General features: G+C 44.5%; 9 protein-coding genes. 1 reads left to right on the top strand and 8 read right to left on the bottom strand.

Going from position 1 to position 15973, the window contains the following annotated elements:
- Positions 1-84 precede the first annotated feature (84 nt).
- The 4 genes from MKY85_RS13445 to MKY85_RS13430 form a co-directional block, all read right to left on the bottom strand.
- A complete protein-coding gene (locus tag MKY85_RS13445) occupies positions 85-1854 on the bottom strand; it encodes an ABC transporter ATP-binding protein (RefSeq protein WP_339260900.1) in 1770 nt (589 codons plus the stop codon).
- A complete protein-coding gene (locus tag MKY85_RS13440) occupies positions 1851-3596 on the bottom strand; it encodes an ABC transporter ATP-binding protein (RefSeq protein ID WP_342572877.1) in 1746 nt (581 codons plus the stop codon). Before MKY85_RS13440 ends, MKY85_RS13445 begins: the two co-directional genes overlap by 4 nt.
- A gap of 137 nt (positions 3597-3733) precedes the next feature.
- Positions 3734-4465: a Stf0 family sulfotransferase gene (locus MKY85_RS13435; protein ID WP_342572875.1), complete on the bottom strand. Its 732-nt coding sequence runs from the start codon at positions 4463-4465 to the stop codon at positions 3734-3736.
- A 443-nt stretch (positions 4466-4908) separates the two neighbouring features.
- The gene (locus MKY85_RS13430; protein WP_339242305.1) at positions 4909-6144 is read right to left on the bottom strand and encodes an MFS transporter; all 1236 of its coding nucleotides are present in this window, start codon (positions 6142-6144) and stop codon (positions 4909-4911) included.
- A 329-nt stretch (positions 6145-6473) separates the two neighbouring features.
- Here MKY85_RS13430 and MKY85_RS13425 point away from each other — a divergent pair, with 329 nt between their 5' ends.
- Positions 6474-8240, top strand: a complete 1767-nt coding sequence (locus MKY85_RS13425; RefSeq protein WP_342572872.1) for an ABC transporter substrate-binding protein — start codon at positions 6474-6476, stop codon at positions 8238-8240.
- A gap of 139 nt (positions 8241-8379) precedes the next feature.
- On the opposite strand, the gene MKY85_RS13420 is transcribed toward MKY85_RS13425, so the two are convergent.
- The 4 genes from MKY85_RS13420 to MKY85_RS13405 form a co-directional block, all read right to left on the bottom strand.
- A complete protein-coding gene (locus MKY85_RS13420; RefSeq protein ID WP_342572870.1) occupies positions 8380-11007 on the bottom strand; it encodes a PAS domain S-box protein in 2628 nt (875 codons plus the stop codon).
- Between the two features lie 270 nt (positions 11008-11277).
- Positions 11278-13659, bottom strand: coding sequence for a polyprenyl synthetase family protein (locus MKY85_RS13415; protein WP_342572869.1), 2382 nt, complete (start codon positions 13657-13659; stop codon positions 11278-11280).
- Between the two features lie 186 nt (positions 13660-13845).
- A complete protein-coding gene (locus MKY85_RS13410; RefSeq protein ID WP_342572868.1) occupies positions 13846-14643 on the bottom strand; it encodes a sulfite exporter TauE/SafE family protein in 798 nt (265 codons plus the stop codon).
- 487 nt (positions 14644-15130) lie between these two features.
- Entirely contained in the window at positions 15131-15886 is a 756-nt protein-coding gene (locus MKY85_RS13405; protein WP_342572867.1) for an SDR family NAD(P)-dependent oxidoreductase, read from the bottom strand.
- Positions 15887-15973 lie beyond the last annotated feature (87 nt).

The following is a 15973-nucleotide window of genomic DNA, read 5'->3' as shown; positions in this document are numbered from 1 at the left end:
AAGCCTTACAGACTATACTCTTTCAAGGAGTAAACGTCTGTAAGGCTTTTTTGGTTTTTATTGGCTTTTCTAATTTATTCAAAGCTATCCTACTTTAGCGGGAGTTTGTTCGCCTTGCCACAGCAGTTGCATCTCTTCATTGGTGGCAAGCAATTCAGCCAAGCTTCCCTCCGCTTCAATGCGTCCATCTTTCATCACGATAATATGATCTGCTTTGGAGAGCGCTGCCCTGCGGTGAGAAACCGCGATGCAGGTGACATCCGGCTCTTGGAACAACCCTTCCCATACTTGTTGTTCGGTCTCCACATCCAGTGCACTGGACAGATCGTCAAAGATAAACAAGTCCGCCTCCGTCATTAACATGCGCCCTGTAGCCGCCCGTTGAATCTGCCCGCCTGACAGCATCACTCCTCTTGGACCAACCGGGGTCTCAAGCCCCTGATCCAGATGGTTTATATCTTTCTCCATCACAGCCAAACGAATGGCTTTCTCAAGCGCTTGCTCCATATTACCTTGTTTACCCTGAACGATATTTTCTTTCAACGTATCACTGAACAGTCTTGGCACTTGTGGGGTATACGCTGCTCTAGGCGGCATCAGGAACGTGGCTGGATCAACAGCTGCTCCATTCCAGTGAATGTCCCCTTTTTGCTTGGGTAACAGTCCAAGAAGTGTGCGTACGAGCGTTGATTTACCTGATCCGATCCGTCCCGTAATGACCAGAAATTGTCCGCGTTTCAGACGGAAACTGATCTCTTCTATGCCATTTGCAGAATTCGGATATTGATACGTCAGATTCTTCACCTCAAGCGATTGCAATTTCTCCTTGGGATCTCTCTGTTCACTTACAAGCGCTGGCGGATCTTCATACAGGTAGATTTCTCTCGAATCCATGATCTGGTCTTCTTCCCCTGGGCGAAATAGCTTGCGCATACGATCATAGGATACCTTAAGCCTTTTGTGCTGAAACACCATATAACCAAACAGTGAAATGCTAAATCCGATATTAGCCAGATAACTGGTGAATAAAGCAAAATCACCTACGGTAAAGTTCCCTGCTTTCATCTCAGCTGCACACATCAGTAGAATCAGCCCGGTGCAGATACTGAGCACATGCTGATTCATTGATCTCATCCACTGTTTGAACAGATTGTCCCGGAGTGCAGCCTGACGACGATCCTCATTCAACTGGTTAAAACGTGAAGAGACGTTCTCTTCCGCCTGACCCAGTTTCAGGGCTTGCACAGCTCCAAACGTTTCCGCAATAAAACTGGTAATTCGCCCAGTCGCTTCGCGGTTAACCTGTGCATATTTCCGGGCCCGATTCCCCGACAGGTTATTAAGTAAGGTCACGACCACCAATGGCAGCACGGCAACCAATGTGATCTGCCAATTAATGTTCGCCATAATGACGATGGACACAACAGCAAATACAAGTCGTCCCCAGAAGTCCACCCATGATTCTACATACTCGACGACTTCATCCACATCATCCCGAAAACGACTCATCGCTTCCCCTGGTGAAGCCGGAAGATTACGGCCCGGCCAGCGCATGATCGCTGCGAGCATGTTGGTACGCAAAATCGCCTGAACATGATACAGATACGTAACCCATGCATAGAAGGCTACAAAGAATGTGCCCACCCGAGCCATTCGGACCAAAGCAATAAAGATAAGCGGCACAGCAAGCCACATATAGTCATTTGACCCCACTGTTGTGCGATCAAAAAACCACTGCATCCCAATACCAATGGCTAACGGCAAGGAATGAAATATACACCATAACAATCCGTTGATTACAAATAACAAAGGCCTGAATCGAAACAAACGGCCTATAAATCCTGCTACAGTCATGCCAATTCCTCCTCTCGGCCTGTAATGAGCAGTCTGGCATAATGAGATGCCGGGTTACTGGCAAGTTCTTCTCTCGCTCCAAATTCCAGTACCTTGCCATCCCCCAGCACCATAATCCGGTCAACTTTCTCCAGTGTAGCCAGTCGGTGAGCAATGATGACTCCTGTGGATTGTTTCATTAACTGGTCAATTGCAGATTGCAGCATGCCTTCTGTCGCAGCATCCAGACGTGAGGAAGGCTCATCCAGAATGACCAGACTTGGTTCGGTCAGGAATACGCGTGTTAGGGCAAATAACTGTGCTTCCCCTGCCGATAACGAAGCTCCACCTGCTGCCAGATAGGTATCGAGTCCTTCTGGTTGTGAATTAATCCATTGGCTAAGCCCAAGGCGATCCGTCGTTTCCCTGATCATATGATCCGATACATCCCCATTGAACAAGGTCAGATTGTCACGCAACGTGCCATCAAACAACTGCACATCCTGTGTCACCATACCCACCCGGCGATAGAGCGCTTGTAATGAAAGCTTCGTGATATCCGTTCCACCTACACGGATCGTTCCCCGATCCAGATTGTACAATCGGAGAAGAACACGACTAAGACTCGATTTGCCGCTACCTGTGCGACCGATGATTCCCAGACGTTCTCCAGGTTTAATGGCAAAATTAATGTCCTGCAATACCGGTTTATCCTGGTTATAGCTGAAATGTACCTGATTGAATTCCAATCCAAGCGGTCCTTCAGGCAATTGATCCTCTGTCCCCTCTTCAATCACACTCTGCATGGATAGTAGCTCTCTGGAGCGCAGCATACCTGATTTTGCTTTTTGGAACTCCTGCACCTGATCTCCAAGCATCTCAATCGGATCATTCAGCATCTGCGTATATTGGTAGATCAGAAATAATGTTCCGATACTAATGAGACCTTCCATATAGTAATGCACACCCAACAATAACACCGCAGTGACCGCCAGAGCGAACAGAACTACTGTGGTATTCCATGGAATAACCCGAAGTAGCCAGGCTTTTCTCCCCTTACGGAATACTGTGCGCATCGTGCGGTAAAAGCGGTTCATCACATAGGGCACATGGCCATTCGCTTGCACATCTTCAATCCCGGCAATACGTTCTTCAATTAATCCGAACAGAGCGGCACTTGCCGCCCGTTCATTTTTGGAAGAGTCCACGCCCAGATTTCGGATGAAGACCATGAACAGGATCGATAACAATGTGAACACGGTCATGACCATAGCAATAGGCACATTGACGCTGAACATGAACCCGAGAATTCCGGCCAGCAGTACAAAACTCCCGATCACTTGCACGATAAACATTGCGAAAAAATTGGAGATACTCGTTACGTCACCATCCACACGTTCAATCATCTCACCAGGTGTTTTCACATTATGAAAACGCATATCAAGACGCAGACAGTGCTTCAGCAGATCTCCACGAAGTTGATTCGTAGCCCGCCAGGCTACATCATTTCCCAGATAACTGACCGCTACCGTGATGAGTTGATTAAACACGGCCACAACCAGAAATATTCCTGCAAGCTGAATGAGATTGGTGAGCACTCCGCCATTTGCCGCTGTATCGATAAATCGTTTGATAATCTGTGGATTCAAAAGCTGAAGCCCCGTTGATGTCAGCAACATGATTAAAAGTAAGGCCAGCCGTCCTTTGACTGGTTTTAAATAGCGCAGCAGCCAAGACATGGAGCGTTTCTCTGTTTTGGGCATAACCCCTCACTCCTTCGTATAACAATTCTTTTCTGTTCTAATGATTCAAACCATCTTTGTTCCTCACTAAGATGAATCATACATAATAACACTAAATGCAACATTTCCGACCCGTGGATGTATTTTTCCATGTGTGTTTACCATCTTACATTCTCCCATCCTCTCTGGCACTCTTCCCGAAATCGTTGGACCCATTGTTCAGAGATCTCATCTGCAATCGGGTCAAAGGAAGGGGCTGATACCGTAATACCGTCCGATTGAACTCCCAAAAACGCTAACACATCCATGACGGTCCCCTCATAATCTTGTATAAAATCCTCATATACAATTGTCAGCGGTTCAATGCCCGATTCGGACAGAAAATCTTCGATTGCAGCTTCGCACATGTTACTCTCAACAAGCAAATGTTTAATCGCATCAAAGTTGTATTGATCTGCAATATCTTGTATGTGAGGGCGATCTCCATGCTTGCGATGCCACTCCCCCGAAACAATGGCTCTCCACCACGACACCGCCAATCTGACTTTGTTGCGACGTGTCATGTATATATGCTTGTTACAGTTCGGAAACCCCGTACTCCATACCTCAGCTCGCGATAACACTGGTGGCAGATGATAGAGACTACGGAATGCATCAATCCATCGTTGTTCAAAATTAATCTTTATGCCAAACACGCCGTTTGACGTTGTCCCTTGGCTCCAAATCTGCTCCAGATCTTCATGTTTCAAATTATCTGGACTTTTAAACTGATAATGCAGCCATTCGTTCGGATAACCGGCTACACCTGTAGAACTTAAAGCGTCACCCAACAGAGTACTGCCCGTGCGTTGGGAGAACCAAATGGTATAACTTTGCGCAGGTTGCTTCATAGGGTTACCTCTCTTTCTTCCTTTAAGGGTATGTTCATTGCCAAAAAGAAAAACAAATGCTCCTTTCCATGTGAACGGATTGGTGGAATGCATGCAAAAAAGCCATAGATGAACTAAAGTTCATCTACAGCTTATAACCGAAGGAATCCGGATGAAATGCAAGCATTTCCCGAATCTCCTCTGCATCGCAATAATGATGAGCGTCCACGACAGGGGTGCACAAACATGACTGTCCCAACGCGATCATTGCAAAAAAATCGGATTAATGTCACTATGCTTATGCGTATTCAGTTATTGATTCGAAATCTGTATAGGCATAAACATAATCATCATCCCACCCGTTTCACATATTTGTTGTTTATTGTATTCCCTGGTTTAACATCCGTCAAGATAATTTTAACTGAATTGTTATTTAATTCATGTCATTAATCTTTCAATTCCTGCTACATTCCCAATGATGTGGACTCCGTTTGCTTCTCTCTAACAACAAGGCGTCTATGTGCGATCAGAAGAAAAGGAACTCCCAGTGCAGTCGTCAGCGCAATCGGTACAAAGACAGCGAGTCCATTCTCCGCTCCAAATTGACTTAATAACACCCCTCCCATTACAGGAGCAATGACACTACCAATATTATTGAAGCCGATGGTCCCGAAATACGTTCCCTTCCATTCCGGCTTCGCAATCCGGTCGATGAGCATATCCATCATCGTGAACAATAATACTTCCCCAATGGTAAATAGTATGACACTCATCATCATCATGAGTACACCTTCAGCGATTCCAACCATCATCAGACTGGTTGCAACCAGCAGATTACCCACAATCAGAGGAACAAGCGGTGGAAAGTTTCGGAATGTTCGCACAAGCGGATACTGAATAATCAATACCGTCACGGCATTCAGGGAAAGCATGTACGAGAACATCTGGCTTCCATTTTCAAAGATCGGGCTCCTCGCCAAGTACTGTGCCAATGTAGAACTGAAGTGTCCGTAACCCAGAACACAAAATGTGGTACCGATCAATACTGGCAGAAACACCCGGTCGCGACCAGTGGTCATGAGTGCTTCACGCAAACGTGGTGCGGTTGCCTGATGACGCTCTGGCAAATTGGCATGCTGTAGCTTGAATTGCAGAAACAGTACAAGTCCATAGGCTATGTATACCAAGCCGGAAATCACAAATGGAAATGTCGATTCAGACGATCCCAGTTGAAATCCGATAATTGGCCCAAAGACCACGCCGAGATTAATCGCAGCATATCTGAGGTTGAACACCAGCAATTTGTTCTGCGGAGAAGTAATATCCGATAACAGGGCTCTGGAGGTAGGCTCGAATACTGCACGGCATAATCCGTTTAACGTATTGGCAACAAAGAACACCCATAGATGCTCTGCTGCTGAAAAAATGAAAAACACACCTGCCCAGCTAAATACCGAGATTAACATCACGATTTTGCGACCAATCCGGTCCGAAATATAACCGCCATAAAAGCTGACCATTACACCTGCCAGCGAGCTAACGGCCACAGTAATACCGGTCTGGGTCGGTGTAGCCTCTAGTACACGTGTCAGATAAATGGATAGAAACGGGATACTCATTGACGTGACAAGACGTCCAAACATGGTTCCGATAATGATGGTCCATGCCAAGGGGTGAATTTGCCTTAAATATTGCTTCATGCGAACTTCTCCTATTCATTCTAGATGCTTCAAAAGCGGACTTTTTGAACAACTTCTACTAATTCGTGTTCAAAAAGTTCGGTTTTCAGTACCGAGAAGATGGGATAAAGCTAGAAATGGAGTAGCTGAGCGTAGGGAAAACTACGTGAGCAACGGACATTTCGGCTGTATTCCATATTCGATGCTGATGATGCCTTTAGGCATCTTTCGTAATCAAAAGCGGACTTTTTGAACTACCTCTACTCATGTATAATTGTAAGGATAAAAGGGGGAAGTAAAAGTGTAAACATTTGATCACACTTTTCACCTTTAATAGAGGAGTTATGCACATGGATACTCTACATACACACTTTCTAAGGCTCGCCGGTTCCGAACAACTTTCATTCAAGCTCCATGAACCTGTAGCGGTAACCATTGATAGCCTGTCCGCTGCCTTGTGCTGCACCCCTCGTAATGTGAAGTTCATTATTAGAAAATTGGAGGAGCAAGGCTTCATCCACTGGCAACCCGGGCGTGGTCGTGGGCACCATTCGGAATTAACGTTGCTGCGTAGCATGAATGAAGCGCTGGAAGCGAGTTTTACACAACTTCTCGCTAAAGACAAAATGAAAGATGCCATTGAACTCATCGGAACCATTCAGATGCATGATTCATTGCGAGAACAGCTCATGCTTTCCCTCCATCAACAGATGGGATTTCACAGCCACGACGAAACTTCCTCAGGTCAGGATATCCTGCGCATTATGAGGTCTCGCCAGTTAGGCGATTTGGATCCAGCCTTTGTGTATACTGCTTTTGAAACCTATCTGTTGAGCCAGGTCTGTAATACATTAATCACTTATGATGCCAAAAAAGAATCATTCCGCCCAGCATTGGCTCATATGTGGGAGTGCAGCGAGGACCACCGATTATGGACCTTCTATCTCAGGAAGGGTGTACGTTTTCACAACGGTCGTGTCATGACCTCCCGGGATGTGCAAGCAACGTTGCAACGATTAAAAGACGTGCATAGTCCGTCCATCTGGTTATATCGGGATATCGAACACGCGGAAGTAGCAGGTGATTACTGCATCAAGTTTGTTCTTCGTCGTCCTAATCGGTTCTTTTTGCATCTGTTCAGCTGTATTCGAATGACGATCCTGCCCTACGATTACAATGTAGCCAATACCTTAATTGGTACCGGTCCTTTCCAGATCTCTGAGCTGAATGAAGATGTATTGGAACTTACTGCATTTGATGCCTACTACGGCATTCGGCCACATCTGGATCAAGTCCATTTCTGGTTCGTACCTGACCTGAGTCCGAATGATCGTTATTATGAGCTACCAGGTACAGATCGATTGAGTCTCGCAACAGGCTTTGAACGGACCAACAGCATCAATTATCCGGCACTGGGTTGTCAGTATATGCTGTTTAATTTTCACAAGGAAGGCATCCATCATCAGCCTCTATTTCGACAAGCGCTTCGTATCGTCTATGATTCGGTCGCTCTTGTCAGAGATCTCGGTGGCAATCGGATCACACCAGCCAGCAGTTTCCTTCCCTGGAGAAGTGCAGCCCAAGACTGGACAGCGGTTTCTCTTGACCATGCTCGTGAATTGCTGCATGGCTGTGGATACCAGGGTGAGACGATAACTTTATCGTATAAGCAAAATAAGGATGCAGATGTTGCGGAGTGGTTCCAATGTCGTGCGCAGTCCATCGGAATAAACATCAGCATGCAGCCCGTTGTGGATTATTTCAACTCAGAGGAAACCACGAACGCACAATTGATCTTGGCTGAAGAGATACTGGAGGAAGATTGGCAGTACGGCATGATTCATTTTTTCAAAAACCTGTCCAACCATTTTCATATGTGTATGTCTCCTGCATTCCAGTCTCAACTGGATGACAAACTGGATCATTTCGCGAAGCTTCATCGGGAAGACCGAACAGTGCTCCTGGATGAAGCTGAAGCATTGCTTCGTGATCAATGCTGGATCTTGCATGGTTGTCACATGAACAAGCAGGCTGAACTGGATCAAAGCATCTTCGGCATGCAGATAGCAGAATTCGGATATATGGACATCTCCAAATTGTGGATCAAAAATCCTTAGGGATATTCGTGTGCAGTTGCATCTGTGGGATACAGGGGTGGACCAAAATCATGGAACAGCAAAAAAAGCCGCTAGTTTATTTGTGGTAAGCTAACGGCTCTATTGCCAATCTATTTTTTAGTACAATTAGAAATTAGTTTCAAAGATTATGTTTGACGTAATAGGTTTCCAAGACTTGCATGATGGACTCGATTTTAATCGGTTTGCTGACGTACGCATCCATGCCTGCCTTCAAGCATTTATCCTTGTCTCCTCTTAACGCATTGGCAGTTACCGCAATAATATACGGACAACTCTCGGAGTGCAAAGAATTTTTAATCACTTTTGTCGCTTCGAATCCATTAAGCCTTGGCATATGCACATCCATGAAGATAATATCATATGAATTGTGTTTTACCGCTTCGACTACCTCAATACCGTCCGCCACACGATCCACAAAATGTCCTTTTTTCTCCACAATTCTGCTAAGGACAAGCTGATTCACCTCATTGTCTTCTGCGACTAATATTCGCAAGGCTGAGGTTCTGCTCTTCTTCTGCTGTTGATCCAAGCTGTTGCTTTCTTCACCATTATTTAATTTGAATTGGGCAGTAAATATAAATATTGTACCCGGTTGATCCGAATCCTCAATCCAAATCTCGCCCTGCATAAGCTCCACCAGTTTCTTGCTAATGGCTAGGCCAAGACCGGTACCTTGAGGTTTGCGGGTCATAAAATTCTCCAGTTGGTAGAAGGGTTCAAATAATTGTTGTCTCCTCTCAGCCGGAATCCCAATGCCCGAATCCTTTACCTGAAAATAAAGCTTCACGCTATTGCTAGACTGCTCCTTAACCCCAACTTTAATATCCACGCCGCCTTCTGAAGTGAATTTGACCGCGTTGCCAATGATATTGGTAAGCACTTGTTTCAGTCGATACGCATCACCATATACCGGAGTTGGTATGACATCTTTTACGCACATACGAACATCCAGTTTTTTTTCAATAGCCAGTGGTTTTACGATTTGTACCGTCTCGGTCACGATTTCTACGAGATCAAAAGGATCTTCTACCAGATCGGTTTTGCCTGACTCGATTTTGGAAAAATCAAGAATATCATTAATGATTGCCAGCAAGGAATCTCCACTCTTCTGAATGATTTCAATATATTCCTTTTGTTCCGCGCTAAGTCCAGGAGTATCCAATAGCAAATCCGTCATCCCAATTACACCGTTCATAGGTGTGCGGATCTCGTGGCTCATCATCGCCAAAAATTCACTTTTGGCCTTATTCATTCTCTCCGCTGTCTCTTTGGCAACAAGCAGTTTCTTCTGCTCCATGATATCCTTCGCAATCAGGTAAAACCCAACATTGGATTTATTTACAATGATTGGAGCAAGCGTAGCCAAGACTTCGGTCTCAGAGCCATCGGTGTGCCTTACAGCGTTGATTTCCTTTTCAGCCATCTCATAATTACTGCCCAAGATCAGACCCAAATTGTCGGCTCCGATAAATCTGCTTATGCTTGTGCCGATCATCTCAGCCACGGGACAGCCCGTCATGTTCACCGCTACGGGATTGGCATTCATAATATTACCATCCATGTTAAAAGAGATAATGGCGTCATGATTGTATTTTTTAAGCGAAGTGTAGCGCTCCACAGATTCCTGTAATTTAAATTCGATACGTTTGCGTTCAGTTATATCCTGTAGTGTCCCGTTTAGCTGGACTGGCTGATGATTCTCATCGAACGTAATCAATCCACGCAAGTGAAGATACTTCTCACTTCCATTCGTACTAATGTGCTTGTACTCGAAATCTAGCGCTTTCCCTTGTTTTACCCATTCCATTTGTTCGTATAAGGAGGCTTTATCCGCAGGATTAATCACATTAGCTATATCGCTTGCACGATATGATTTTCGTGTACGTTCTAATTCAAGAATCTCAAAAATCTGATCTGAAAGAGCGATCTGGTCATTGACCATATCCCATTCCCAACTGCCAATTAAGGCGATGCGTTCAGCCTCTGCACTGATGTCTTTATGTTTTTTCCGTTCGGATACATCTCGTCCAATTGAAAAAATCTGCATTCCATGCTCAGCATCTCCAAAGACCTTGTATGTGGTTTCAAACCACAGATAATGCCCATCTTTATGACGGACCCTAGTATTCAACAGATTACCCTTGGTCAAGTCCATCTGTGAAATCCGTTCCAGATCTTGTGGATGAAAATATGCATCATTATTTTGACCAATTACTTGTTCTGGCGAATAACCCAGTAAACCTTGAACGGAGGGTGAGCAGAATCGACAAACACCCTGCTGATCGGCAATATAGATGATCTCCTGAGCATGATCTGTTATAAGTTTGAACATCTCTTCACTATGCAGAAGCTTTTGTTCAGACATTTTGCGGTCAGTAATATCAACAATATGGCAAATAAAGTAAATCGGTTCATCCGTAATTTCGTTACGAACTAATGTAACATGCAATGACGTCCATAAGATGTCACCATTTTTATGGATGTAACGCTTTTCGTATTGATTTTCTTTTATTTTACCCTCAAATAGGTCGTAACTACAGATCATATCGTGTGGTGAATCATCCGGATGTGTAATATCCTGATACGTAAGATTCATTAGTTCATCACTTGTGTAACCTAGCATACAGCAAAAAGCAGGGTTCACTTTCATCCATTGCCCTGTCGGAGCAACGAGTGCAATCCCAATAGGCGCTTGGTTGTAAATCTGCTCGAACAATTCATGATGATCGACCTTTTGAACCTGCATTGTAAGCTCTCCTTTTGGCATATAAACTCCATCTAAAGATTGTCGAAATCTAAGATTTTTCCTGATAAAAGATCTTCTATAATAATTAGTCGGTTTTAAAACAACAGTACCTGCTTAATACCCAGAATTTCAATCCTTGAAACAAAACTTTCCAAGAAATTTGTGTCTATGAAGGCAAACAAGGCCCGGAATCCATCCTATGGAATCCCGACCTTTGTCGTTATCTATCATTATAAGTCATATGCAATAAGGCATCACGAGAAAAATGGTTTATCGCTCACGAGCCACAAGATAATCCAAAAGATGTCTCAAAAATGGAATAGATTTCGGCAACTCGTTTAATGCATCTGTAGCAAGACAGTAATGTTCCCACATCTCTTTCTTCGCGCCTTCATCACCCAGGATGGACACAAAGGTTGAATTGTTGTTCCGCTCATCCTGACCTGCAGGTTTCCCAAGAATGAGATGATTTCCCTCGTAATCCAGCAAGTCATCCTTGATTTGGAAGGCGATCCCCGCATGATAAGCGAACTTTTTCAGCGTTGCCATCTCCGGTTCCTTCACTTGAGCAAGTATGGCTGGCATGACCAGAGCAGCTTCGAAGGCAATGCCTGTTTTGTAAAAACAGATCATATTCAACTGCTCAAGCGTTAACACTTTGCCTTTGGAGTTCAGATCCATCGCTTGCCCCATACACATATCCTCAGCTTTTTCAGCCGAATATTGAATAAGAGTGAGTACGGTTGCTGCATCAAAGCGATTCAATGAGGATTGTTCTCCTATCGCCTTCTGAATGAGAAACAGACCCGTAAGCTCTGCTGTGGCGCTATTGTGTACCTGATGCAGAGTGGAACGTCCACGCCGCGTCGAAGCATTATCCTGCGTAGGCAGATCATCAAAGATCAGGGAAGCAGTATGCATGTACTCCAGCGATCGTAGCAGCGGAACAATAGATGATTCGGGTAGGCCATACTCGCACACCCCCATAACCCAAGTTAATATGGGGCGTAACCTCTTTCCGTCTCCCTGCAAGCTATAATTGGCTGCATCGATCAGCGTTTCTTTCATCTCATGAAGTCCACCGGGCTTCGCAATCTGCAACTCCACATTAATCTGTTCGCGAACTGTTCGAATGGTCTGCTTGAACTCCTCTTTCTCCTGCTTGTCATGTTTCAACTGAAGCACAACCTGATCCCGTAACAATTTATCGAGAAAATCAACGTCATCTGCTTTTCTCACCATCTGTTGAACCAGTTGATTGAATTCAGGCTGCCCCGAGGCAAAGATCGTCATTACTTCATCATATTTCTGCTGCCCCAACCGTTCTTTACAACGCTTCAGACCATTTATAGCCCGATCCAGGATGACCTCCCGGGTCTTGGCGTCCGAGTTGTATACATCGTGGATCAGGTGAGAGATGACTGCCCAATACAATTCATATGGATTAATCAGATCAGGGCGCAAATCACGATACTTCAAATAGTACGTATAAGGAGTTACAGCCCCTTCTTCCATATCGTCAAACATATCGGCAAAATCATCTGCCAGCTGATTATATATCCCGTAATAGAACGTCCGCAGATCAAATCCTTCATCCACTGGTGCACTGAGTACAGACCGGACAATTAATCGGGAAGACGAAGATTTAATAATAATTGGAATGTACAATTCTTCATTGGTATAATTCGCATTGGCTAATTTCTTGTTGCGATCCATCTCTTGAGACTGAAAGAAAACATAGGATTGCTCTAGGAACGTGCGTTGTTTCTCTGGATGCTGGTAATTCTTGATGTACTCAAATGCTTCCCGAAGCTCGGAATGCACATATTCAATCACTTCAAGGTTAGCACCCATCCATTCTCCCAGATCAGGTACAACCCCGGTAAGAAGTGCATCGCGTATCATCAGAGAATATTGTTCCTTTTCCTGAGCAGTCAAGGCTTGAGAATCCAGCAGGTCATCCACAAATGGATACGTCAAACCGTAGGAATAACCGAGTCTGATCGCCGCATCAAATCTTCGGGCCCGTTCCTCAGGTGGGGTCTGCTCGTTCATCTCATCGTCCACATGAAGCACCACGCCGAGAATAATTTTGATAAGCTTCCGCTGCGCCTGCTCTGCATCCAGCTCCTTCGGGATGTTGGATGCTACATTCTTTAATTTGTTCATTACCCAGATAACAGCCGTTTCAATGCGCTCCTTCTGTCCCCAGCGGTACAGGGCAGCCAGACTGATGTAATCGTGCTGTCCTTTGCGCCCAGCGGCAGAGCCCATAAAATATTTTTTGGTATTCTCGACAACGTGCTGAATTCGGGCCTGAGTATCTGGAGAATCAAGGGCTTGCCCCAGATCTCGCATATAGATATATGAAATACTCCGATCCAGGTAATCATCCAACTTTCCAGTCGTATTCAGCCAATGGATATATCTATGCACATCCCGGGGGTCGGGTTTTCGTTTACTTGGTGACAAAAGAGAAAGCCAGGCAAAACGATGAATATGTTTTTTTTGCCACACATGAATATCTTGGGTAAGTATAGTTGTATACGTATTATCCATAAGTTGCTGCCTAAGAGCAGTAAAATACTGAGATGCTTTCTGTTCAGCTAGCCGATATCCTGCATCAGCCTGTTCTGTAAGTACGTTATTCATAGGGTGGATACCTCAACTTCTATTAATGTTAAACATGTATCCATGAAAGGAGATGAGGTGCTCCATGGACGAAAACTGAACTCATTTGATGGTGTATCCAACGTGTCAGCTCATGTTCATAACCTTTATACGGTGATCCAACCGTTTGGTTACGAAATCGTCACTGTTCATTCTACGTACGTGATTTTACAGAATGGAAGACCAGACTTTGACCGCTGTAATGGCGATAAGTACAATTAGTGCATACCGAAGTATCCTCACATTGATCATCGAACTAACCTTAGAACCAATGGAAGCCCCCAGCATGCTACCGATCACTGTATAGATAATGGGTTCCAGCGGAATGTCTCCCCCCGTCAATTTCCCTATCACACCACCAATGGCCGAGATAAATACAATTGCCAGTGAAGATGCAATCGTCGTTCGCACGGGGATGTTGAGAATCGTCAGCATGATGGGAATAAGGATAAAAGCACCACCCGCACCCACAATTCCTGATACAATGCCTACTGCAAACGCAGTGCCTGCTGCTATCCATCGGTCGAACACCAAAGGAGCCGAGGTATCAAGCTTTCCTTTTCCGGGAATCAGCATGAGCACAATCGCCAGAATTGCCAAAATACCATAGATCACATTAATAACTCTTCCATCCAAATGACCTGAGACGAACCCGCCAATCAGACTGCCAGCAAGAATGCTGGAGCCCATGTAGAGTACCAATCCTCGGTGAACAAATGCCCCACCACTTCTCCCCGCTTTTACTTTTCTCCGGAATGCAACAACACCGGCCAGTGAAGCGAAAAATACTTGAAACATACTAATCGACGATACCTCATGTGCTGAGAATGGCTCCAGTCCCATCCAGGATGGAACATATAACAGTAGCGGATAATTGATAATGGCCCCACCAATACCCAACAAACCGGAGAAAAATGAACCGACCAGACCGAGAATAAACATGATGATAAAAAGCTGAAGATCCATCGGTTATGCGCTTCCTTTCGTGCCAATATAAATTTCATTTCGATCCCCATCTAAAGTGCTATACAAGGCGAATATTATCCGTTATAATAAAAACCAAGTAAATTAATCCGAAATGAGTGATTAAGCATGTTTAACGTGTTGAAGACTCTTTTTGAAAATAAATGTCCACAGTGCAACGAAAAATTACAAGTTCATAATGATGCGTTGTGTTCAACCAAAAGTTGTTCTCAATGTCATTACAAAGAAGAGAGCTATGGCTCTCTCGGAGTTCGAATTGTATATGACACCATAAAATGATAAAAAGATATAGCCTTGTTAATTGTATCATGATCTCTGAATTTTCGGGATAATTCGACAAACTTATTTCCACCTCCTATGCCACGATTCCTTTATAATGAAATACAAAAACGGTGCAAAACGAATAAATCGTTTCGCACCGTTTTTTCTGTTTATTTGAGGAGACTTCCCTTCATTCTAGAAGGGTTACTTATTTGGTTTTGAAGCTGAGGAAACCATCATCTACTGCTACGGTTGTACCATTCATTGCACTTGCTGCATCACTGAAGAGGAATGTAACCACACTGGCTACTTTCTCTGGCTGAATAAGTTCTCCACGCATATGTTGAGTAGCAAGTGCATCTTTCATGGCTTGGTCATCGCCAAGAATCGGTGTTTCGATAAAACCAGGCGCTACACCAACGACACGAATTCCATGCTCCGCAAGTTCCAATGCACCAGACTTGGACATCATTACAACAGCCGCCTTGGCTGCATTGTAGTTGAAGCTGCCTACTGCAGCAACACTTCCATAGATTGAAGAGGTATTAACAATGGTACCTTGTACATTTAATTCAACCATTTTTTTCGCGCCATAATACATCCCATAATATACACTGTGTTGATCTACATCAATGACTCTGTGATAGGATTCCGGGTCCATCTCCAGAAATGGCTTCACAAGTCCAATGCCTGCGTTATTGAAAATACCGCTTAACGTACCGTATTGCTCAACTGTCCAGTCGATCAGGGATTTGATCTCGTCCCCTTTGGATACATCCACTTTATATGCGCCCGCTGTTCCGCCTGCTGCTTCAATCTCTGCCGCAAGCTTCTTCGCTCCGTCTTCATTATAGTCAGCGATAACAATAGTCGCACCTTGATCCGAAAGTTGAAGGGCTGTTTCTTTACCAATACCACTAGCTCCACCAGTAATAATGATTACTTTTCCATTGTGTTCAGTCATGATCCAATTCTCCTTTGTGGCAAAATATATCAAACCCTGGCTCATATTCATCTCGTGATTACTTGCTATAGTCTAGCTCCTGTGACA

Source organism: Paenibacillus sp. FSL R5-0749 (genome assembly GCF_038595085.1).
Taxonomy (GTDB): domain Bacteria; phylum Bacillota; class Bacilli; order Paenibacillales; family Paenibacillaceae; genus Paenibacillus.
Note: the sequence above shows the minus strand (reverse complement) of the source record. Positions and strands in the feature narration are given on the sequence as shown.